21 protein-coding genes and 1 rRNA gene are annotated in these 20,569 nt (G+C 59.2%); 6 read left to right on the top strand and 16 right to left on the bottom strand.

All coding sequences use genetic code 11. The features are described from left to right. The 7 genes from MKZ87_RS09835 to MKZ87_RS09805 all read right to left on the bottom strand — a co-directional run. Positions 1-152, bottom strand: a 16S ribosomal RNA gene (locus MKZ87_RS09835); the annotation flags it as partial. A gap of 541 nt (positions 153-693) precedes the next feature. Beyond that, positions 694-1,317, bottom strand: coding sequence for a protein-methionine-sulfoxide reductase heme-binding subunit MsrQ (msrQ, locus tag MKZ87_RS09830; RefSeq protein ID WP_227233555.1), 624 nt, complete (start codon positions 1,315-1,317; stop codon positions 694-696). After that, positions 1,317-2,330, bottom strand: a complete 1,014-nt coding sequence (msrP, locus tag MKZ87_RS09825; RefSeq protein WP_266200750.1) for a protein-methionine-sulfoxide reductase catalytic subunit MsrP — start codon at positions 2,328-2,330, stop codon at positions 1,317-1,319. The genes msrQ and msrP overlap by 1 nt, the downstream gene beginning before the upstream one ends. Before the next feature lie 62 nt (positions 2,331-2,392). Then, a complete protein-coding gene (gene pssA / locus MKZ87_RS09820; protein ID WP_127799932.1) occupies positions 2,393-3,250 on the bottom strand; it encodes a CDP-diacylglycerol--serine O-phosphatidyltransferase in 858 nt (285 codons plus the stop codon). Between the two features lie 147 nt (positions 3,251-3,397). Continuing rightward, on the bottom strand, positions 3,398-4,414 hold the full coding sequence (gene ilvC / locus MKZ87_RS09815) for a ketol-acid reductoisomerase (RefSeq protein WP_007959661.1): 1,017 nt from the start codon (positions 4,412-4,414) through the stop codon (positions 3,398-3,400). Between the two features lie 48 nt (positions 4,415-4,462). Then, entirely contained in the window at positions 4,463-4,954 is a 492-nt protein-coding gene (ilvN, locus tag MKZ87_RS09810) for an acetolactate synthase small subunit (protein ID WP_003205610.1), read from the bottom strand. A gap of 2 nt (positions 4,955-4,956) precedes the next feature. Next, positions 4,957-6,681 carry an acetolactate synthase 3 large subunit gene (locus MKZ87_RS09805; RefSeq protein ID WP_085697686.1) on the bottom strand — a complete coding sequence of 575 codons (1,725 nt, stop codon included), beginning with the start codon at positions 6,679-6,681 and terminating at the stop codon, positions 4,957-4,959. Between the two features lie 400 nt (positions 6,682-7,081). Here MKZ87_RS09805 and MKZ87_RS09800 point away from each other — a divergent pair, with 400 nt between their 5' ends. Then, on the top strand, positions 7,082-7,498 hold the full coding sequence (locus tag MKZ87_RS09800; RefSeq protein WP_085697481.1) for a DUF4124 domain-containing protein: 417 nt from the start codon (positions 7,082-7,084) through the stop codon (positions 7,496-7,498). Positions 7,499-7,516: 18 nt separating this feature from the next. On the opposite strand, the gene MKZ87_RS09795 is transcribed toward MKZ87_RS09800, so the two are convergent. The 3 genes from MKZ87_RS09795 to mrcB are packed head-to-tail and all read right to left on the bottom strand — an operon-like array spanning position 7,517 to position 10,939. Next, positions 7,517-7,852: a YqcC family protein gene (locus MKZ87_RS09795; protein ID WP_085703192.1), complete on the bottom strand. Its 336-nt coding sequence runs from the start codon at positions 7,850-7,852 to the stop codon at positions 7,517-7,519. After that, positions 7,852-8,598: a tetratricopeptide repeat protein gene (locus MKZ87_RS09790; protein WP_085697483.1), complete on the bottom strand. Its 747-nt coding sequence runs from the start codon at positions 8,596-8,598 to the stop codon at positions 7,852-7,854. The genes MKZ87_RS09795 and MKZ87_RS09790 overlap by 1 nt, the downstream gene beginning before the upstream one ends. A 16-nt stretch (positions 8,599-8,614) precedes the next feature. After that, positions 8,615-10,939 (bottom strand): penicillin-binding protein 1B, encoded by a 2,325-nt coding sequence (gene mrcB / locus MKZ87_RS09785; RefSeq protein WP_266200745.1) that lies wholly within the window; start codon positions 10,937-10,939, stop codon positions 8,615-8,617. A gap of 118 nt (positions 10,940-11,057) precedes the next feature. Between mrcB and MKZ87_RS09780 the strand changes: the two genes are divergently transcribed. From MKZ87_RS09780 to MKZ87_RS09765, 4 genes are all read left to right on the top strand, one after another. Continuing rightward, on the top strand, positions 11,058-12,614 hold the full coding sequence (locus MKZ87_RS09780) for a bifunctional aminoglycoside phosphotransferase/ATP-binding protein (RefSeq protein WP_266200744.1): 1,557 nt from the start codon (positions 11,058-11,060) through the stop codon (positions 12,612-12,614). A gap of 91 nt (positions 12,615-12,705) precedes the next feature. Continuing rightward, positions 12,706-13,050 (top strand): pentapeptide repeat-containing protein, encoded by a 345-nt coding sequence (locus MKZ87_RS09775; protein WP_007959639.1) that lies wholly within the window; start codon positions 12,706-12,708, stop codon positions 13,048-13,050. A gap of 220 nt (positions 13,051-13,270) precedes the next feature. Beyond that, positions 13,271-13,543, top strand: a complete 273-nt coding sequence (locus MKZ87_RS09770; RefSeq protein WP_085697486.1) for a TfoX/Sxy family protein — start codon at positions 13,271-13,273, stop codon at positions 13,541-13,543. 15 nt (positions 13,544-13,558) lie between these two features. Continuing rightward, the gene (locus MKZ87_RS09765) at positions 13,559-14,395 is read left to right on the top strand and encodes a Crp/Fnr family transcriptional regulator (protein ID WP_266200743.1); all 837 of its coding nucleotides are present in this window, start codon (positions 13,559-13,561) and stop codon (positions 14,393-14,395) included. A 172-nt stretch (positions 14,396-14,567) separates the two neighbouring features. Here MKZ87_RS09765 and MKZ87_RS09760 read toward each other — a convergent pair whose 3' ends face one another. Genes MKZ87_RS09760 through MKZ87_RS09745 form a run of 4 tightly spaced genes read right to left on the bottom strand, consistent with a single transcriptional unit; the run spans position 14,568 to position 18,114 of the window. Beyond that, positions 14,568-15,419, bottom strand: coding sequence for a ChaN family lipoprotein (locus tag MKZ87_RS09760; protein ID WP_266200742.1), 852 nt, complete (start codon positions 15,417-15,419; stop codon positions 14,568-14,570). Positions 15,420-15,440: 21 nt separating this feature from the next. Further along, entirely contained in the window at positions 15,441-16,208 is a 768-nt protein-coding gene (locus MKZ87_RS09755; RefSeq protein WP_266200740.1) for a heme ABC transporter ATP-binding protein, read from the bottom strand. Continuing rightward, positions 16,208-17,191 (bottom strand): FecCD family ABC transporter permease, encoded by a 984-nt coding sequence (locus MKZ87_RS09750; protein WP_176247740.1) that lies wholly within the window; start codon positions 17,189-17,191, stop codon positions 16,208-16,210. Before MKZ87_RS09750 ends, MKZ87_RS09755 begins: the two co-directional genes overlap by 1 nt. 50 nt (positions 17,192-17,241) lie before the next feature. Next, on the bottom strand, positions 17,242-18,114 hold the full coding sequence (locus MKZ87_RS09745; protein ID WP_266200738.1) for a heme/hemin ABC transporter substrate-binding protein: 873 nt from the start codon (positions 18,112-18,114) through the stop codon (positions 17,242-17,244). Between the two features lie 162 nt (positions 18,115-18,276). On the opposite strand from MKZ87_RS09745, the gene MKZ87_RS09740 reads away from it, so the two are divergent. After that, positions 18,277-18,594 carry a Rieske (2Fe-2S) protein gene (locus MKZ87_RS09740; protein ID WP_266200736.1) on the top strand — a complete coding sequence of 106 codons (318 nt, stop codon included), beginning with the start codon at positions 18,277-18,279 and terminating at the stop codon, positions 18,592-18,594. Here the strand turns inward: MKZ87_RS09740 and sfsA are convergent. Both sfsA and MKZ87_RS09730 read right to left on the bottom strand, forming a co-directional pair. After that, positions 18,591-19,304, bottom strand: a complete 714-nt coding sequence (gene sfsA, locus MKZ87_RS09735; RefSeq protein ID WP_266200734.1) for a DNA/RNA nuclease SfsA — start codon at positions 19,302-19,304, stop codon at positions 18,591-18,593. The two genes, MKZ87_RS09740 and sfsA, sit on opposite strands and share 4 nt — an antisense overlap. Beyond that, entirely contained in the window at positions 19,304-20,476 is a 1,173-nt protein-coding gene (locus MKZ87_RS09730; RefSeq protein WP_266200733.1) for a pyridoxal phosphate-dependent aminotransferase, read from the bottom strand. The genes sfsA and MKZ87_RS09730 overlap by 1 nt, the downstream gene beginning before the upstream one ends. Positions 20,477-20,569: the final 93 nt, after the last annotated feature.

Genomic DNA, 20,569 nt, shown 5'->3' with positions numbered 1-20,569 from the left:
GAAACGTTGTCCCCCACTACCAGGCAGATTCCTAGGCATTACTCACCCGTCCGCCGCTGAATCAAGGAGCAAGCTCCTTTCATCCGCTCGACTTGCATGTGTTAGGCCTGCCGCCAGCGTTCAATCTGAGCCATGATCAAACTCTTCAGTTCAAACATCTTTGGGTTTTTAAGAAACCCTAAACTTGGCTCAGCAATCGTTGGTTACATCTTTGATTTCTCGCGGAGTAACTTGTGATGCTGATAATCTTGTTGACTATCAGTCTGACTCCACAAGCACCCACACGAATTGCTTGATTCAGTTGTTAAAGAGCGGTTGGTTAAGATCTTTCGTCTCAACCGAGGCGCGCATTCTACAGCAGCCTCATTTACTGTCAAGTGATTATTTTCAGAAGTTTTTGAAGATTTCTTCAACAACTTCAACCACTTGCGCTTCCGATCTCTCGTTAGCGGGAGGCGAATTCTACAGCGTTACACGCTGCTGTCAACACCTCTTTTTCTTCGCTTTCGACCGAGAAGATCGAATCGCTGAAAGCGCCCAGCAAACCGGCATTTCCAACGCCTTCCAGGCTTCGACGAACTGAAGCGACCCACCGTCGAAACCTGCTTAACTCACTGAATCTCAAGGAGTTTTCCGTTTCGACTGCGCCGGAAGTGGGGCGAATTATAGAGACTCAGAATCTGCCGTCAACACTTAATTTCGCTTTTCCTGAAAAACCTGCTTTTTACCCATCAAACGAGGGATCCGGCGAGTCAAAGGAGGAATACGCAGTGCCAAAAGGAAAACACCTATCAGGGCATAGATTGCCCACTCCTTAAGGTCAGCACGCACAATCCACAGCATATGCAGCAATCCCAATCCGAGAATCACGTACACCAACCGGTGCAACTTCTTCCAGCGGACACCTAAGAGGCGCTGACTATATCGATTGGAGGTAACAGCCAATACGAGTAACCCCAGAAACCCCAGAGCACCCACAATGATGTAGGGACGCTTACGCAGCTCGACACCCAGTTGCGACCAGTCGAAACCGAGAATGAACGCCATATAGCTGAAGAGATGCAGAACCACATAGGCAAAACACCAGAGCCCCAACTGCCGACGCACAGCAATCCATCCGGCCCACCCCGTCAGTTTCTGCAGCGGCGTCATACTCAGCGTGATCAACAGCAATACCAATGTCCCAAGCCCCAATCGATCAACCAGGACTTTTCCCGGATCCGGCCCAAGCAGATCCGCAAAAGCCTGATAGAACCAGAACAGCGGCCAGATCGCCGCAGCCAGGAAAACGCCTACGCGCCAGATTGGATATCGCATCAGTAGTTCTTCCGCAGATCGAGCCCTGTATATAAAGAAGCGACCTCATCCGAGTAGCCGTTGAACATCTGCGTATCACGCACATTCGGCTTGAACAGGCTGTTGGGCAGTCGCCGCTCCCGGGCCTGAGTCCAACGTGGATGGTCGACTGTAGGGTTCACATTCGCATAGAACCCGTACTCATCAGACGCAATGCTCTGCCAGGTTGTCTTCGGCTGCTCACTGACCAGACTGATCCGCACGATGGATTTGACGCTCTTGAAGCCGTACTTCCATGGCACTACCAGACGCAGCGGTGCACCGTTCTGATTCGGCAATTCACGGCCATACATACCCACCGCCAGAATCGCCAACGGATTCATCGCCTCATCCAGACGCAAGCCTTCCACATAAGGCCAGTCGATCAGGGCAAATCCCGAACGCTGTCCGGGCATGGACTTGGGATCCTGCAGGGTTTCGAAGCGAATGTACTTGGCATTGGAGGTAGGCTCTACCTGCTTCAACAGTGCCGAAACAGGGAAACCGATCCAGGGAATCACCATCGACCATGCCTCGACACAACGAAGGCGATAGATGCGCTCCTCCAGCTGGTAAGGCTTCATGAAATCTTCCAGAGCATAACGCCCCGGCTTACCCACCTCTCCGTCCACCACAACACTCCAGGGTTCGGTTTTCAACGAACCGGCATTGGCCGCAGGATCCCCCTTGTCGGTGCCGAACTCATAGAAGTTGTTGTAATGGGTCGCATCTTTGAAAGGCGTAATCGCCTCATCCTTGACGTTCACCGCCCCCCATTTGACAGAGGGCAGCTTCTCGGCAAACCAGGCGGGCGCCTTTCCGGCTTCGACATCGGCATAGCGGGCAGCCTCTTCGGCACTGGCCCAGCGCGGCAAAGTGCTCATGGCCAAGCCGGCCGCAGTCGCTCCGAGCAATTGTCGACGAGAGAGATAAATGGATTCAGGCGTGACGTCCGACTCATGGCAATCGGACGCTTTAGGGACTTTGATCAGCATGGCAACTCCGCAGCTTTGGAGGACAGATGCACCATAGACTGCGGAGTATGAGGGAAATTACATCACTCGGTGTGTTTGTGACGACGAAGATGCAACAAGTACTGCACCGGGCCCGAAGCGGCGTAGGCGAGGAACACCAGCAGCAGAATGCGAGGCGGATCGCTGAACACCACGGCAAACACCAGCACCACTGCAAGGATAGCCACGAAAGGCACACGCCCCTTCAGATCCAGCTCCTTGAAGCTGTTGTATTTGATATTGCTGACCATCAGCATGCCGGCGGCCGCTACCATCAACGCAACCAGGAATGACATCTTCGAACCCTGGATCCCGTAATCGCTGAACGCCCAGACAATCCCGGCAACCACACCGGCAGCAGCCGGGCTGGCCAGACCGATGAAGTAGCGTTTGTCGGCGGTCCCCACCTGAGTGTTGAAGCGCGCCAGACGCAATGCCGCACCCGCCACGTAAATGAAGGCAACCATCCAGCCGACCTTGCCCATGTCACCCAGCGCCCAGCCAAAAGCCAGCAACGCGGGGGCGACGCCGAAGGCAACCATGTCCGACAACGAGTCGTACTCGGCACCAAACGCACTTTGGGTATTGGTCATGCGCGCCACGCGACCATCGAGACCATCGAGCACCATGGCGACGAAAATCGCGATGGCGGCAAAGGCAAAGTATTTGCTCGCATTCGCGGCATCCCCGGCGCTCAATGCAGCCTGGGCACTCATCGAGTTGATGATGGAATAGAACCCTGCGAACAAGTTCGCAGTGGTGAACAGATTCGGCAGAAGATAGATACCACGATGCCGGACTTTACGGCCTTCTGCGTCATGCCCTTCTTCGATGTGCTCATCGATGGGCAGCAGGCTTTCGGCGTCGGAAGCCTGGTTCGGCTCTTCGGGACGTTCGCTCATGGACAGTACCTTGCAACGGATTGGACATTTTCGACAGGCGCCTGGGACGACGGTTCGGCCACAAACGATGCAGCTTTATACCAGAACCGCTCGCCCATACGAAAAAACGCGGCCTAGGCCGCGTTTTTTCATGCAAGGATCTACGACTTAGTTTTTGGCTTTGTCGACGATCTTGTTGGCACCGATCCACGGCATCATGGAGCGCAGTTGCTCGCCGATGATCTCGATACCGTGAGCGGCGTTGTTACGACGCTTGGCGGTCATCGAAGGGTAGCCGGTTGCGCCTTCGCTGATGAACATTTTGGCGTATTCGCCGTCCTGAATACGTTTCAGGGCGTTGCGCATGGCCTGACGGGATTCGGCGTTGATCACTTCCGGACCTGTCACGTACTCGCCGTATTCAGCGTTGTTGGAGATCGAGTAGTTCATGTTGGCGATACCGCCTTCATACATGAGGTCAACGATCAGTTTCAGTTCGTGCAGGCACTCGAAGTAGGCCATTTCCGGCGCGTAGCCAGCTTCAACCAGAGTTTCGAAACCGGCTTTTACCAGCTCAACGGTACCGCCGCACAGAACGGCTTGTTCGCCGAACAGGTCGGTTTCAGTCTCGTCCTTGAAAGTAGTTTCGATGATGCCGGTACGACCGCCACCAACACCGGCGGCGTAGGACAGTGCAACGTTCTTGGCGTTGCCGGAGGCGTCCTGGTAGATCGCGATCAGGTCAGGGATACCGCCGCCTTTCACGAACTCGGAACGTACGGTGTGGCCCGGGGCTTTCGGCGCGATCATGATCACGTCGAGGTCGGCACGCGGAACAACCTGGTTGTAGTGGATCGCGAAGCCGTGGGAGAAGGCCAGGGTGGCGCCTTTCTTGATGTTCGGCTCGATTTCGTTCTTGTAAAGCTGGGACTGGAACTCGTCCGGGGTCAGGATCATGACCAGGTCGGCACCGGCAACAGCGGCCGCCACGTCGGTCACTTTCAGGCCGTGGGCTTCAGCCTTGGCAACGGTAGCCGAACCTTTACGCAGACCAACAGTAACGTCGACACCGGAGTCTTTCAGGTTGCACGCTTGAGCGTGACCCTGCGAACCGTAACCGATGATGGCAACTTTCTTGCCCTGGATGATCGACAGGTCGCAGTCTTTATCGTAGAAAACTTTCATGAATTTCCCCTTTATATCCAGGCCGCTCAGGCCATTCGCTAATTTGGTTTAGATGCTGAGTACTTTGTCGCCGCGGGCAATACCGGTGACGCCACTGCGGACAGTCTCCAGAATCGATGCGGTGCCGATGGACTGAATGAAGCTGTCGAGCTTGTCGCTGGTACCGGTCAGTTGAACGGTATAAACGCTGGCGCTGACGTCGACGATCTGTCCACGGTAAATATCGGTGGTGCGTTTGATCTCGGCGCGCTGGGCGCCAGTGGCCTTGACCTTGACCAGCATCAGTTCGCGTTCGATGTGAGCGCTTTCCGACAGGTCCACCAGCTTGACCACTTCGATCAGCTTGTTCAGGTTTTTGGTGATCTGCTCGATGATTTCATCGTGGCCGACGGTGGTCAGTGTCAGACGCGACAGGGTCGGGTCTTCGGTTGGCGCCACGGTCAGGCTTTCAATGTTGTAGTTGCGCTGCGAGAACAGGCCGACTACGCGAGACAAAGCACCAGGTTCGTTTTCCAGAAGCAAGGAAATAATGTGCCGCATGATTAGGTACGCTCCGTCTTGCTCAGCCACATATCGCGCATGGAGCCGTCTTTGATCTGCATCGGATAGACGTGCTCGCTGGTGTCGACCGAAATGTCGATCACCACCAGGCGATCTTTCATGGCGAACGCCTCTTCCATCTTCGACTTCAAATCTTTCGATTCGGTGATGCGCACGCCGACGTGGCCATAGGCTTCAGCCAGCTTGACGAAGTCAGGCAAGGATTCCATGTAGGAGTGTGAGTGACGGCTGCCGTAACTCATGTCCTGCCACTGACGAACCATGCCCAGAACACCGTTGTTCAGGATGACGATCTTGACCGGCAAACCGTATTGCAGGCAGGTCGACAGTTCCTGGATGTTCATCTGGATACTGCCTTCACCGGTGACGCACGCAACATCGGTGTCAGGAAAGCTCAGAGCGATACCCATCGCCGCCGGCAGGCCGAAGCCCATCGTGCCCAGGCCACCGGAGTTGATCCAGCGGTTCGGCTTGTTGAACTTGTAGTACTGCGCAGCAAACATCTGGTGCTGGCCCACGTCGGAGGTCACAAAGGCGTCGCCCTTGGTCACTTCGCACAGGGTTTCAATCACGGTCTGTGGCTTGATCTTGCTGCCGTCGCCCTTGTCGTAAGGGAACAGGCCACGATCACCACGCCACTCGTCAACCTGTTTCCACCAGCTGGCGACCGCTTCCTTGTTCGGGGTTTCGCCGATTTCCTTGAGGATCGAGACCATTTCGGTCAGGACACTCTCCACCGGACCAACGATCGGCACGTCGGCCTTGATGGTCTTGGAAATCGAAGCCGGGTCGATGTCGATGTGAATGATCTTGGCGTTCGGGCAGAACTTCGGCGCGCCGTTGATCACGCGATCATCGAAACGCGCACCGACCGCCAGGATCACGTCGGCATGGTGCATCGCCAGGTTGGCGGTGTAGCTACCGTGCATGCCGAGCATGCCGATGAACTGACGATCAGTGCCAGGGTAGGCACCCAGCCCCATCAAGGTGTTGGTAACCGGCAGGTTAAGCATTTTTGCCAGTTCGGTCAGCGGCGCGGAGCCGTTGCCGAGGATCACGCCACCGCCGGAGTACAGCACGGGACGTTTGGCCGCCAGGAGCATTTCTGCCGCCTTGCGGATTTGCCCGGAATGACCGCGAACGGCCGGACTGTAGGAGCGCAGTTTGGCTTTCTTCGGGAAGACGTATTCGAACTTCTCGGCCGGGTTGGTCATGTCTTTCGGAATATCGACCACGACCGGGCCCGGACGACCGGATTGCGCCAGATAGAAGGCTTTCTTCATGACTTCCGGGATTTCCGAAGCGTGCTTGATCATGAAGCTGTGCTTCACGATCGGCCGGGAGATACCGATCATGTCGGTTTCCTGGAACGCATCGGTGCCGACCATGGTGCTTGGCACCTGACCGGAAATGATCACCATTGGAATCGAGTCCATATAGGCGGTGGCGATACCGGTGATGGCGTTCGTGGCGCCTGGACCGGAAGTCACCAATACCACGCCGGCTTTACCGGTGGCACGGGCGTAACCGTCAGCCATATGGGTAGCCGCTTGTTCGTGACGAACCAGGATGTGGGTCACTTCCGGTTCTTTGAACAGGGCATCGTAAACATGAAGAAGAGCACCACCCGGGTACCCGTAGATATATTTGACGCCTTCGTCACGCAAAAAGCGGACGAGCATCTCACCGCCAGATAAAAGCTCCACGTTGTTCACCTCTAAAACGCCAGAATACCGTCCACAAAAAAGCGAACGGGTCTTAATAGGTTTACTTCTCGGCAGAGCATGAGCGACGGTGGTCGCCGACTACGTCAGCACTGACTGAGCAAGTATTGGGATCGTCCCAAGTGTTGCGGGCCTTTCCCACCCAGCGCGAGGTAACGCGTTGCGGGTGTAACAGGTCGACGCGGATATGCGCCTCATGATCTGCCGAGAGGGTCTGCTTCTGGCAGTCCCTGTACAGCGGACTTTGGATTCTTCTGTTTCGCCCTCTCCAAGTCAAGTCGTGAATGTGCTTAATTGTGGGTAAGCACATGAGAACGCAAGAAAAAACCTGGAAACCGCTACTCTGTTAGCTTCAATTGCGCAGTTTTGCCAAGGAATCAGCATGCGAACGCTTCTCCTGACTCTACTAATCAGCGCCAGCCCATGGTGCATGGCCGCTCAAATCTACAAATGGGTCGACGCCCAGGGCATTACCCATTTCGATCAGCAGCCACCACAGGGGCAACCATCCACGGCCCTGGAGACACCCTCCTCACCTCCACCAAAACCGGCGGCGTTATCCGGCAGCGGCGCGGTGGGCGATCAGAAAGCCATCGATGACAAGGTCAAGCAGCAAGTGGCCGAGCAACAAAACCAACTCAGGGCATTTTGCGAACAGGCGCGCACGAACCTCGCGCAACTGCAGAACAATCCGCGCTTGAGGGAGGAAGTGGAGGGGGAATTGAGGCGACTGAGCGACGACCAGCGCCAGCAACGTATTGCGGAGGCACAAAAACAGATTGCGGAAAACTGCCAGTAACGACTGGCAGCTCCCGGTTCAGCGCGAAGCAGTAATCAACAGGTCGAACTCTTTGAGCAACACCTGAAGCTGCCGATCCTTGCCTTGCACGCTGCGCTGAGCAAAAACCATCTCGGCCATCTCCTGAATTCCCGAGGCATTGGGCAATGGCAGATTCTGCTCGAGGATCATCTTCATCCGCGGCAGGAAGATCCATTGCAGCCACTGCTCGAACTCGAGAGTATCGACCGAAAACGGCTCGACGCTGCTCAGGGCTTCGACCGAGGGCTGGACGTCATCCCACCAGCCCTGGGCGCGCAGTTCACGTTCGATCAACAGCAATTGATCGGCGACCTTGGAGAAGCGACTGTCCATCACAGCGACACCTTGGCCTTCTGACGGGCCAGAGTGGCGCCGGCGGAATCACCTTGCTTCTCACGGGCCTGAGCGATCAATTCCCACAGGCTGGCCTGCAAGTCCGGACGACCATTGGCCATGGTCAGTGCACGACGTGCGGTCTGCTCGGCTTGCGGTGCATCGCCCTGGGCCATGCGCACCTGCGCCAGACGGTACAGCACTTGCGGCTCGCGCGGCGCTACACGCTGGGCGCGCTCCAGGCTGGAGGACGCTCCGTTGAGGTCGCCACCGGCCTGCTGCTGTTGCGCTGTGGTCAAAAGTGCGAGTACCGGGCCGTCCAGCTGTTCATCGGCAGACAGACCGCCGCCGCTGCTGGCTGAAGGAATGCCGCTCGGCGTCGAAGGCATGCTGTAGCTGCCGGAGTTGATCGGCGCCGACTCGACCGGTGAAGGGTTATATGGCCCCGGCGTGATACCGCCAGACGCCGGGCCCGGAACGATCGGCGAGGTGCTGATCGGTGTCGACGTCGCTGCGCCGCCCGGCACCATTACCACCACACCGGTATCGCCTTGCGGAATTGCCTGGGTCTGGGCCTGTGCAGGACGTTTCACCGTCGTTTGACGGAAACCGCCATTGGCCGAAATGCGCTCGCTGTTGGACACGGCGGTACCGGCATCCACGACCGGAATCGAACCACGCTGTACGGTGGAACAGCCGCTGAGCAAAGCCACGGCGGTCACCGCTGGAATCAACCACTTGTTCACTTGAAACCCTCTTCGCTTAATTCATCCAGCCCTTGACCCAATCCATCACCGACTCGCCCGATGCCGGGCTTTCGCTCGCGCAGGAGGCGCCGGGTGGCGGTTCGCTGCCGCGAATATACGGCATCTGCACGGCGCCCGGACAGTTGGCATCGGAGCCTTGACCGGTGCGCGAATCAACCCAGGCCTGCACCACGTTATCCGGCTGCGGCATGTCCAACGGCAGCGGATCGGCCTTGCGCATGAAGCTGGTCCAGACCTGCAACGCACCGGTGGCTCCGGTGAACGGGGTCTTGCCGTTGTCGTCGCGGCCGAGCCAGACCACCGCCAGCAGATCCTGGCTGAAACCGGCGAACCAGCTGTCGCGCGAATCGTTACTGGTGCCGGTCTTGCCCGCCAGTGTCAGGGTTCTTGGCAACACGTTATAAACCGAACTGCCGGTACCTTCACGCATGACCCGCTGCATGGCGTTCTGGATCAGGTAGATCGAGGCCGGATCGAAACGCTGCTCGATCTGGAACGGATAACGCTTGAGCGGCTCGCCCTCGGCAGTCAGCACGCTGCGGATCCCGCGCATCGGCGTATTGAAGCCACCGTTGGCCAGGGTCTGGTACATCGTCGCCACTTCGATCGGGGTCATGCCCCCAGCGCCAAGCAGCATCGACGGGAACGCCGGAAACTCGCGGGTCACGCCCAGTCGCGCGAGCGTTTTGAGGACATTCGGAACGCCGACCGCCAGACCCAGACGCGAGGTCGACAGGTTGTAGGAATGCGCCAGCCCCTGGTACAGGAATACCGTGCCGTGGGAGCGACGGTCATAGTTCTGCGGTTTCCAGACCTGACCGTCCGCACCTTTGATTGAAAGCGGGTCGTCCGACAGCCAACTGGTCAGCGTGTACTGGCTCGGTTTCTCCAGTGCCGTCAGATAAACCGCCGGCTTGATCAGCGAGCCGATCGGCCGCACCGCATCCAGTGCCCGGTTGAACCCGGCAAAACTCGCCTGACGGCTGCCGATCATGGCCTGGACTTCACCGGTTTCCGGATTGGTCACGACCATCGCCGCTTCCACGTCGTCGGAACCCTTGCGACCGGACAGACGCTTGAAGGTGTCGTTGACCGACGCTTCAGCTTTCATCTGCAGGATCGGATCGAAACTGGTGAAGATCCGCAGGCCTTCTTCGGTCAAGTCTTCGTCGCGATAGTCTTCACGCAACTGGCGCTTGACCAGATCGATGAAGCCCGGGAAAGAACTGTCCGCCAGCTTGCCGCGCGTGGTCACGCCAAGCGGCATTTTCTTCGCAGCGGCGACCTGTTCGGCGGAAGCGACGCCCTGTTGCTCAAGCACGTCGAGCACCAGATTGCGTCGTTCCAGCGCCCGTTCCGGGTTGCGACGCGGGTTGTAATAGGACGGGCCTTTGACCATGCCAACCAACAGCGCGACCTGGTGCAGCTTCAACTCGGACAAGGGCTGGGCGAAGAAAAACTGGCTGGCCAGACCGAAACCGTGCACCGCACGTTGACCGTCCTGACCGACAAAGACTTCGTTGAGGTAAGCCTCAAGGATTTCCTTTTTGTCGTAATGCAGCTCGAGCAGCATCGCCATCATCGCTTCGGTGAGCTTGCGGGTGAGGCTGCGTTCATTGGTGAGGTAGAAGTTCTTGACCAGTTGCTGGGTCAGCGTACTGCCGCCCTGAGTCATCTTGCCGCCCGAGGTGTTGACCCAAACGGCGCGGGCAATCGATTTCGGCGACACGCCCCAGTGGCTGTAGAAATCCCGGTCTTCGACGGCGACCAGGGTTTCCAGCAGATACGGCGGCACCTGATCGAGCTTGATCAGAATCCGGTCTTCCAGGTTTTTCGGGTAGATGCCGCCGATCATCAGCGGCTCCAGGCGCACCACGGAGAGCTTCGAACCGTTGGTCGCCGAGAGTTCGGCCACGTAATCGCCGGAGAAACGCACGCGCACCGACTGCGGTTTCTCAAGGCCTTCATAGAACTGGAAGCCACGGGTATTCAGATCAACCGTGTTGCCATTGACCGATGCAGCGCCAGGACCGTTGCTGACGGCTTCGCGGCGATAGCCCAAGGCATCGAGCTCGGTCAGGAAATCGTCCTTGCTCAGCTTCTGTCCGACGAACAGCTCGAGCGGACGCGCGTACACCTTGGCCGGGATGGTCCAGCGCTTGCCGGAGAACTTCTCCTGCACCACGGCATCGAGGTAAACGGCGAAGCCAGCCAGCACAACAAGGCCGACCAGACTGAGTTTAAGGGCCCAGCCCAACCATGGGCGCAGGCCCCGGGAAGCTGGTTTTTTTGGGGTACGGGGGGATCGAGTACGAGTCATGGCGGCGGATTATACGCACTTTATTCATACTCAACAGGAGCGCGCCGAGGTTTGCGTCGGGCTGGCGAGCGGCCATAATGAGCGCCTTGAATTTCCCCCAGTCTCTGAAGGATCGTCCGTGAGCCAGTCCCTGATCGCTGCCCTGCAAAACCCGGCCCTCTACCCGCATCCCGTCGAAGGGTTCCAGGTCATCGAAACCCATATCTCGTGGGTGCTGCTCACCGGTCCCTACGCTTATAAAGTGAAGAAACCGGTGAATTTCGGTTTCCTCGACTTCACCAGCCTCGACTCCCGTGAGCACTTCTGCAGCGAAGAGCTGCGCCTGAACCAGCGCCTGACCGACGACTTGTATCTGGAAGTGATTCCAGTGACCGGCAGCGCCGAAGCCCCGCAACTGGGCGGCGAAGGTCCGGCCATCGAATACGTGCTGAAAATGCGCCAGTTCCCGCAAACCGGCCTGCTCAGCACCCTGCAAGCCAACGGCGAGTTGACCACCGCGCACATCGACGCGATGGCCGAGCAGATCGCCCGCTTCCACCTCAACGCGCCGAAAGTCCCGGCCGAGCACGATGCCGGCACGCCTGACAGCGTGATGGCGCCAGTGCGTCAGAACTTCGAACAGATCCTGCCATTCCTCAGCGACAAGAACGATCTGCTGCAACTCGACGCCCTGCAAGCGTGGGCTGAAAGCAGTTTCGATCGTCTGAAACCGCTGCTCGCCCAACGCAAGGCCGACGGTTTCACTCGCGAGTGCCACGGTGACATTCACTTGGGCAACGCCACGCTGATCGACGGCAAGGTCGTGATCTTCGACTGCATCGAATTCAACGAACCGTTCCGCTTCACCGACGTGTGGGCCGACACCGGCTTCCTGGCGATGGATCTGGAAGACCGTGGCCTGAAATCCTTGGCCCGTCGCTTCGTCAGCCAGTACCTGGAACTGACCGGCGACTACCAAGGCCTGGAAGTGCTGAACTTCTATAAGGCTTACCGCGCCCTGGTGCGTGCGAAAGTCGCACTGTTCAGCATGCCGGCCGATGCGACTCCGGTGCAGCGCGCCACAACCCTTCGCCAATACCGCAACTATGCCAACCTGGCGGAAAGCTACAGCACCATTCCTTCGCGCTTCATGGCAATCACCCATGGCGTTTCCGCTGTCGGCAAAAGCCATGTGGCCATGCGTCTGGTCGAAGCGCTGGGCGCGATCCGTCTGCGTTCCGATGTCGAGCGCAAACGCCTGTTCGGCGAGCAAACCGTTGCAAATGATGTTCAGGCCGGGATCTACAGCGCCGATGCCAGCGCTGCGACTTATGCTCGGCTGCATGAAATCGCCGAAGTGATCCTGCACGCCGGTTTCCCGGTGGTGATCGACGCCACTTACCTCAAGCGCGAACAACGCGACAACGCCGCCAAGGTCGCTGAAGCCACTGGCGCGCCGTTCCTGATCCTCGACTGCAACGCTCCACAGGCAGTGATCGAGAGCTGGTTGGCGATTCGCCAGGCGGACAAGAAAGATCCGTCCGACGCCACCCTCGCCGTGATCGAAGCACAACAGGCGAACCGCGAAGCCCTGACACCGGAAGAAATCCTGCGCAGCAAACGCGTGCAGACCAATGAATCCGGCACTCTGGACACCGTCGTGGCGCAAATCCGCCAGCGCCTGCCAGGTCTGTAAGAAACTATTTCGGCCGTGAAGCCCTCGCTCGCTTCACGGCCGTCAAATAGTGGCACTATACTGGCGTCATAAAACCAACAGGTGATTTGACATGAGCCAGCCGAAACTTCTCGACACCCCGCTTTATGCCTTGCTGCACAAAGACGACATCACAGGTTTCAACAATGAACGCCCGAAAGACGGCCCGATCGACATGGTTGGCGGTGATTTTCGTGGCCTCGACCTGCGTGAACTGAACGCCGATGGTGTGGATTTCCGGGACGCCTACTTCCGTTCCGCCGACCTGCGCGGCATCGACTTTCGCAATGCTTCGCTGGAAGGTGCGAGCCTGGCTCATGCGCAGATCTCCGGTGCTTACTTCCCGCCGGAGCTGAGTGCCGACGAAATCCTGATGTCGATGAATTTCGGTACGCGCCTGCGTTATCGCACTCGCTGAGTCTCGGAACTTCCAAACTCGTCCAGCGCCCCCGCCTTGCGCTGGACTGCGTGCTATTCGTAACTCTCGCTCGTCCTCCCCATCCTGACTCATCAGCAGAAACTGACGTTTCTTAGAAGCGTTTGCGTTGAATCCGACCAAACAACCACGCTTTTCCTACTGATGGCTACACTCCTGAGAAGCTCGCCCACGCACCATTCGGCCGTCGCAAGGAGGCTTGATGAATGATGAACTGCAACACCTGAAGAATCTTGGCAAGACGTCGGCGCAATGGCTGCATGCCGTGGGCATCCATAGCGCCTCGGATCTGCGCCGCCTCGGCGCGGTAGATGCCTACCGGGCCGTGCGCACTCGCGGGTTTCGGGCGTCGAAGGTGTTGTTGTACGCGATCGAAGGGGCGTTGATGGATGTGCACTGGAATGACATCCCCGCCGAACGCAAGGATGCGCTGAACCGGCAGCTGGAAGCCATTTCCTCTCGCCACAAGAACTAACCGGTATCGACCGTCATGTACTTGCTCGGGGAACAATCGGCACAGGCCGACGCATTGATCAACCGCTTGCAGAGCCTGCCTGCGCAATTGCTGGAAGGCCTCGCATCGTGTGGGCCGGCCCTGGAACTGGAAGCCACGGATGACCTATTGGCGCGCTTGCCGGACGACCAGTTGTTTTTGCTGACGGAGGGTGTCATCACCGGCCGACTCAGTGGTCGCGGCTTGTTCTACTGGCACGAAGGAGATTTGATCGGCCTGCAACAGGGGCCGGAATGGGCGGATTGCAGCTTGTGCGCGGAAAACCCGGTGAGATTACTGCCTTTTCGCCGAGGCGATTTGTTTCAGCATGTGTACGGCGACTCGTCGCGCTCGGAGCAGTTTCTGCATTACCTGCTCGGGCAAATGGCACTGTTGGCTCACGCCGTTGCCGAGTTCAAGCCACGTGAGTTTCGCAGCACCAATGGTTTCAAGCGAGTCGAGGCCGGGGACGTCCTGATTCGCCAGGGCGACACCGCCGATCATGTGTTCGTGATCATCGAAGGACACGCCGAAGCGTTTGTGAACGGGCACAAGGTAGGTGACGTGCTCAAGGATGAAATATTCGGCGCAATGGCGGTGTTCACTGGCGAGCCGCGCAACGCGACGGTCATTGCCCGGGAGGCGAGCACTGTAATGCTGATTCCCGGCGATCAGTTTCTGAGCATGACCCGCACCAATCCGAAAATTGCCCACAGCCTGATCGAAAGCATGGCGCGGCGTATCGACCAGCTCAACAAACAGCTCACAGCCCAGACCTGCCCCCCATATTCAGAGAGCGTCAACGCCATTGCCGGGACAAAACGACAGAAATGAAAAAACAGCAGTTGACTTGGTAATGAGAATCGCTATGATTATCACAACTGGTCGCGAGATCAGTCGATATTCTGAAAAGCCCTTGGTTCGGACTCTCAGATTATCTCCTCATCAGGCTAATCACGGTTATTTGACCCGGTTTTTACCGGGTCTTTTTTTGCCTGTGGAAAAGTCACTGCTTACTGAACTGCTTACGCATTTCGGCGCAATAATCCGGTTTCGGTCTGGCCGGTGTGTACCAGACATAATCAGCCATCGCCGCCGTAACCTGACTGCCCTGCTCCGCCAGCATCAACACCGTGGGCGCTTCGGGCGCGCCCAGATCCAGCACATGCAGCGACACGCCCACATCCTTGCGCGCGTGAAACACACCCGCCAATAACAACGCAGGCGCGGGCGCCGCCAACAAACGCGAGGCCATGCGCCGATCCCGTTGCTGCTGAACGGCCAGCATCGCCGGCATTTGTGATGACGGCAGCAAGCCGCAGTGAGAATCGCCAATCTGCTCCAACAGCGTCTCTTTCACCGACTCGGCGTTGCTGCGTTCACCGCTCAAAACCGGAGGATCACGATAGAGCGCGCGAATTTCGATGTTATCGAGATTGGCCGCCAGCAACGGCCAGGATTGCGTCAGGGCGAATCGCACAATCGGTCCGTAGAGATTCCAGTCCCAACCGTCCTGCCAGGCCAATGCAGCAGGAAGATCGGCCGGCGGCGTTGCGGCATGCCGCACATCATCAACCCGCGACTGTTGATCGGGCGTCAACATTTCCAGCAGGAGACTGCCCTGGGGGCGCGTTTCTTGAAGGTTCTGCAGCAACCACAATTGAAGAGCATGGTGATCGGCGCTGTCATGCTGTTCGCCGATAATCATCCGCGCCGATCTGCTGAGCTGCGTCAGTAATTGCTGTGCCGTCAGACTCTCGCCGCTGCGCAAATCACGGATCTCGCCCACGACCGGCGGCGCCGCAACATGCTGGCAACCCGCAAGCCACAACACCGCCAATAGCAAAATCCCGCGCATACCCTCACCTCGATGACGAAATCAACGGGCGATGATCAGCGGATGCCCGCGCTCCGGGTGCAACTGCACCAACACTTCCAGACCGAAAACCGCCTTCAGTGATTCCGGACGCAAAACCTGCTGCGGCGTATCCAGTGCGACCGGCCGTCCGCCTTCCAGCAGCAGGATGCGATCACAATAGCGCGCCGCCAGATTCAGATCATGCAGGATCACCAGCACCGCTGCGCCACGATCGGCAAATTCGCGCACCGCCTGCAGCGTCGTGTGTTGATGTAACGGATCAAGCATCGACGTCGGCTCGTCGAGCAGCAACGTCTGCCCCGTCTGCCCCGGCCACAGTTGCGCCAGCACCCGCGCCAGATGCACCCGCTGACGCTCGCCGCCAGACAGCGCCAGATAACTGCGGCCGCTCAGATGCCCCGCATCGGCCGCCCGCAAAGCGTCAGCGACGATCTCCGCATCGCGCAAACGTCCGCTCTGATAAGGCAGCCGCCCCATGCCGACCACTTCTTCGACACGAAAAGCGAAATCCAGGGTCGATACCTGCGGCAACACGGCCAGCCGCTGGGCGCGCTGAGTGCCGCTCCAATGGCTCAATGCCTCACCGTCCAGCAGCACTTCCCCGTCGTGTGCACTCAGCTCACCGCATAACGCGCCGAGCAAGGTACTTTTGCCGGCGCCATTGGGGCCCAGCACACCAAGCACCTCGCCCGGTTCGAGTTGCAGGCTGACGTCGGCCAGAACGGTCTTGCGGCCACGGCGGATATGCAGGTTGTGCGCACGCAACATCAGGCACGCCCTCGCAGTAACAGATAAAGGAAGAACGGCGCACCGATGAACGCGGTGACAATGCCGATCGGCAGCTCCGCCGGCGCCAGCGCCAGCCGCGCCACCAGATCCGCCAGCAGCAACAGGCTCGCCCCGGCCAGCACCGATGCCGGCAGCAACACCCGATGATCCGGCCCCGCGAGCAAGCGCACCAGATGCGGCACCACCAATCCGACAAAACCGATCATCCCCGCCGCTGCCACCGCCGCGCCGACACCCAGCGCCGTGCAGAACACCAGTTCGCGCTTGAGCCGCTCGACATCGATCCCCAGATGCCCGGCTTCCGATTCGCCGAGCAGCAACGCATTGAGCGCCTTCGCCCGACGTGGAAGCCAAAGTGCAACACCGGCAGTGATGATCAGCAGCGGCCACAACCGCGCATAGCTCGCGCCGTTAAGGCTGCCCAGGTTCCAGAACGTCAACGTGCGCAATGTCGCGTCGTCGGCCAGATAGGTAAACAGCCCCACCGCCGAACTGGCCAAAGCCGTCAGGGCAATCCCCGCCAGCAACATGGTTGCGACATTGGTCTGCCCGTTGCGGCGGCCGAGTCTATAAACCAGCGCCGTTACCCCGAGCCCGCCAAGAAACGCGCAAACCGACAGCAGATAAGGCCCGAACCATTCGGGCAACCCACCAAAAAACGATCCACCGACAATTGCCACCGCAGCGCCTAGAGCAGCACCACTGGACACGCCAACCAAGCCGGGATCAGCCAGCGGATTGCGAAACAGCCCCTGCATCGCCACCCCGGACAGCGCCAGGACTCCACCAACGGCCAATCCGAGCAATGTACGCGGCAGACGAATCTGCCCGAGAATCAGTTCAGCCTGTTCCAGACCGTCCGGCGCCAGCGGCACCCCGATCAGGCGCAGTGCAGCGCGCAAGGTATCGAACAACGGCAGACTGACCGGCCCCAACGCCAGCGACAGCCAGATCGCCAACAGACACAACAGGATCAGGCCAATGAACAAACCACGGGGTTTGACCAGCGTGGTCATTGGCCGCTCTGGGTCGGGTAGAAACCGTCAGACAGGGTCTTCAGTGCAGCCGGCAAACGCGGCCCGAGCCCGCCTACCAGTAACGTCGGGTCCAGCTCCAGCACGCGTCCGGTCCTGGCCGCACGGCTGGAATTGAGGATCGGATTTTCCTTGAACAGCGCCACTTTCGCCGCCTCGCCAGTCAGCGCACGGTCGGCGAACACCAGCACTTCAGGATCGAGACTGGCAAGGGACTCGACGGAAAACGGCTTGTAACCGGTGTGGGTCGCAAGGTTATGCCCGCCCGCCTGTTGCAGCAGCCAGTCGGCGGCGGTGTCCTTGCCGGCGATCAGCGGTTTGCCGCCGGCATGGCCGAGCACCAACAGCACGCCCGGCGCTTTCTGCTTGGTCTGGGCTTCAGCTACACGAGTCTTTTGCGCATCGAGTTGCTGTTGATAACCTTGCAACAACTGGGCGGCCTGGCTTTCGGCGCCCAACAACTGCCCCAGATGGGTAACGTTTTTCTCCAGCGTCGGCAGATCCGGCTGAGCCGAGAACAACTCCACCTGCACCTTGGCACTGCGAACCTGCGAGATCACTGGCGGCGGGCCCATTTCCTCGGTGCCGATCAGGATGTCCGGGCGCAGGCTGAGAATGCCTTCGGCCGACAGACTGCGCTGGTATCCAATACTCGGCAGCGACTTGAGAGATTGCGGATGCTGGCTGGTGGTGTCGACGCCCACTAACCTGGACTCACCACCCAGCGCACTCACCCACTCCGACAACGCGCCGCCGGCGCTGACCCAACGTTGCGGCAACTCGGCCGCTGCAGCCTGGTGGCTGGCCAAAAGTCCGACACACAGCACGGCAACGCGGGTAGTCAGGCGCATAAACAGCTTCCTTGAAAGGTTTTCCCGGGCATCGTAACGGCAGGCCAAGTATCCTCGGCAGCGGCCACCTCGCGACGGGCGAAGGCGGCCATTTGATAATTGTTTGCATTTGAACGTCAAGCTCGGACATATCCGGACACGAGCCGACACTTGAGGATAGCCATGAAGTTTCTCTGCGCGGGCGCCGATCTGGTTGAGGGCGGCAGCCGCGGTTTCGACATCGACGGGAAAAAACTGTTTGCCGTGCGCCGCGCGGGGCAGGCCTATGTCTACCTCAATCGGTGCCCGCATCGGGGCGTTGACCTGGAATGGCACCCCGACCAGTTTCTGGATCCGAGCAACAGCCTGATCCAGTGCGCCACCCACGGCGCACTGTTTCTGATCGAGGACGGAGAATGTGTCGCCGGACCGTGCGCCGGGCAATCGCTGACGGCCATCCCCTGCCGTGAAGACGCACAAGGGCTGTGGATCGATGTTTAACCGCCGAGCAGCACGTCCAGGCGCCGGTCGACCACCATTTCTTCATGGCTCAAACGCACGCCGTACGCCAGGACTTCGACTCCGCACGCCACAGCCTCGCGCAGCGCAGCGGCGTAGGCCGAGTCGATTTCCTCGGCCGGTCGCACTGCTTCGATACCGGTGAGATTGACGCAGTACAACTGCACCGCACGAATCCCGTCCCGGGCCAGATGCGCCAGTTCACGCAAATGCTTGGCGCCGCGCTCTGTCACCGCATCGGGAAACGCCGCTACCGCCGTGCCGTCGAACCCGAGGGTGACGCTTTTCACTTCCACATACGCCGGGCCCGTCGGGTAGTCGAGGCGAAAGTCGATCCGGCTCTTTTCCTGTCCGTACGCCACTTCGCGCTTGAGCCCGGTGAACCCGTTCAATTCACTGATGACGCCGGCCTGCAAGGCCTCCTCGACCAGTGCATTGGCGCGTCCGGTGTTCACGCAAAACAGCCGGCCTTGCGGTGTTTCACCGACTTCCCAAGTGCCGGGCAGCTTGCGCTTCGGATCACTGGAACGGCTGAACCAGACCTGCCCGCCCTCAACCTGACAATTGAGCATCGAGCCGGTGTTCGGGCAATGAATGGTCAGCAACTCGCCGCCAACGGCTTCGATATCGGCGAGAAAACGCTTGTAACGACGGATCAAACGGCCTTCTTCGAGAGGAGGATGAAAACGCATCAGCTTTGCCAGCTCTTCAAGCCACGAGCGATGCGTTCCACCGCTTCCTGTAAGCGAGGGAGGTTTTGCGTGTAGGCAAAGCGCACATGATGACCGGCCTGATAGCGACCGAAGTCCAGCCCCGGCGTAAACGCTACATGTTCGGTTTCAAGAAAATGTCGGCAGAAAGCGAAGGCATCGCCGCCGAACTGGCTAATATCGGCATACAAATAGAACGCGCCTTCCGGCTCTACGGCAATGTTGAAACCCAGTTCACGCAATGCCGGCAGCAGGAAGTCGCGACGACGGCCGAATTCGGCGCGGCGCTCCTCAAGAATCGCGATGGTGTCCGGCTCGAAACAGGCCAGCGCCGCATGCTGGGCCATGCTTGGCGCGCTGATGTAGAGGTTCTGCGCGAGCTTTTCCAGCTCACTGACCGCCGCATCTGGCGCCACCAGCCAGCCAAGACGCCATCCGGTCATGCCGAAATACTTGGAGAAACTGTTGAGGACAAATGCGCTGTCGTCCACCTCCAGAACGCTGGCCGCGTCGGTGCCATAAGTCAGGCCGTGATAGATCTCGTCCACCACCAGATGCCCGTGACGCGCCTTGATGGCTGTGGATAACCCGGCCAGTTCATCGCGGGTCAGAATCGTACCGGTCGGATTGGCCGGCGAGGCGACCAGCGCACCGACGCTGTCTTGGTCCCAGTGGCGCGCCACCAGATCCGGCGTCAGTTGATAGCGAACGTCCGGGCCGACCGGCACAAGCTGCGCCGCGCCCTCGACCAGTCGCAGAAAGTGCCGGTTGCAAGGATAGCCCGGGTCGGCCAACAGCCAGTGTTTGCCCGGATCCACCAGCAACGCGCTGGCCAGCAGCAGCGCGCCGGAACCGCCGGGCGTGATGAGAATCCGGCGAGGATCGATGCTCAGGCCGTAGCGCGCTTGATAGAAGCCGGAAATCGCCTCGCGCAGCTCGGGAATGCCACGGGCCGCGGTGTAGCGGGTTTTGCCCGCCGTCAGGGCTTGTTGCCCGGCGCGGATGATCGGCTCGGCCGTGGTGAAGTCCGGTTCGCCGATTTCCAGGTGGATCACGTCGTGGCCGGCGGCCTGCAATTCATTGGCCCGCGCCAGCAGCGCCATCACATGGAACGGTTCGATCGCACGACTGCGCGCACTGTAGGGCTGAGCCATTGGCCTTCCTTCAACGAGGGAAAAGAAACGATTCTACCCATCTGCCGGAACGAGCGAGAACCCGCAGCGGTCACAGCCTCAAGAACACTGGAC

It is taken from the genome of Pseudomonas sp. MCal1, assembly GCF_026341415.1.
Lineage (GTDB): Bacteria > Pseudomonadota > Gammaproteobacteria > Pseudomonadales > Pseudomonadaceae > Aquipseudomonas.
The sequence above is the reverse complement of the archived record's forward strand: the minus strand, read 5'-3'. Positions and strand labels throughout refer to the sequence as shown.

Bases quoted from the DNA above. Each gene is read 5' to 3' on its own strand.
- msrQ (WP_227233555.1), bottom strand. From the start codon at position 1,317: ATGCGATATCCAATCTGGCGCGTAGGCGTTTTCCTGGCTGCGGCGATC.
- MKZ87_RS09755 (WP_266200740.1), bottom strand. From the start codon at position 16,208: ATGTTGCGTGCGCACAACCTGCATATCCGCCGTGGCCGCAAGACCGTT.
- sfsA (WP_266200734.1), bottom strand. From the start codon at position 19,304: ATGCGTTTTCATCCTCCTCTCGAAGAAGGCCGTTTGATCCGTCGTTAC.
- MKZ87_RS09775 (WP_007959639.1), top strand. From the start codon at position 12,706: ATGAGCCAGCCGAAACTTCTCGACACCCCGCTTTATGCCTTGCTGCAC.
- MKZ87_RS09730 (WP_266200733.1), bottom strand. From the start codon at position 20,476: ATGGCTCAGCCCTACAGTGCGCGCAGTCGTGCGATCGAACCGTTCCAT.
- MKZ87_RS09745 (WP_266200738.1), bottom strand. From the start codon at position 18,114: ATGCGCCTGACTACCCGCGTTGCCGTGCTGTGTGTCGGACTTTTGGCC.
- msrP (WP_266200750.1), bottom strand. From the start codon at position 2,330: ATGCTGATCAAAGTCCCTAAAGCGTCCGATTGCCATGAGTCGGACGTC.
- MKZ87_RS09740 (WP_266200736.1), top strand. From the start codon at position 18,277: ATGAAGTTTCTCTGCGCGGGCGCCGATCTGGTTGAGGGCGGCAGCCGC.
- MKZ87_RS09760 (WP_266200742.1), bottom strand. From the start codon at position 15,419: ATGCGCGGGATTTTGCTATTGGCGGTGTTGTGGCTTGCGGGTTGCCAG.
- mrcB (WP_266200745.1), bottom strand. From the start codon at position 10,939: ATGACTCGTACTCGATCCCCCCGTACCCCAAAAAAACCAGCTTCCCGG.
- MKZ87_RS09765 (WP_266200743.1), top strand. From the start codon at position 13,559: ATGTACTTGCTCGGGGAACAATCGGCACAGGCCGACGCATTGATCAAC.
- MKZ87_RS09770 (WP_085697486.1), top strand. From the start codon at position 13,271: ATGAATGATGAACTGCAACACCTGAAGAATCTTGGCAAGACGTCGGCG.
- MKZ87_RS09800 (WP_085697481.1), top strand. From the start codon at position 7,082: ATGCGAACGCTTCTCCTGACTCTACTAATCAGCGCCAGCCCATGGTGC.
- ilvC (WP_007959661.1), bottom strand. From the start codon at position 4,414: ATGAAAGTTTTCTACGATAAAGACTGCGACCTGTCGATCATCCAGGGC.
- MKZ87_RS09795 (WP_085703192.1), bottom strand. From the start codon at position 7,852: ATGGACAGTCGCTTCTCCAAGGTCGCCGATCAATTGCTGTTGATCGAA.
- ilvN (WP_003205610.1), bottom strand. From the start codon at position 4,954: ATGCGGCACATTATTTCCTTGCTTCTGGAAAACGAACCTGGTGCTTTG.
- pssA (WP_127799932.1), bottom strand. From the start codon at position 3,250: ATGAGCGAACGTCCCGAAGAGCCGAACCAGGCTTCCGACGCCGAAAGC.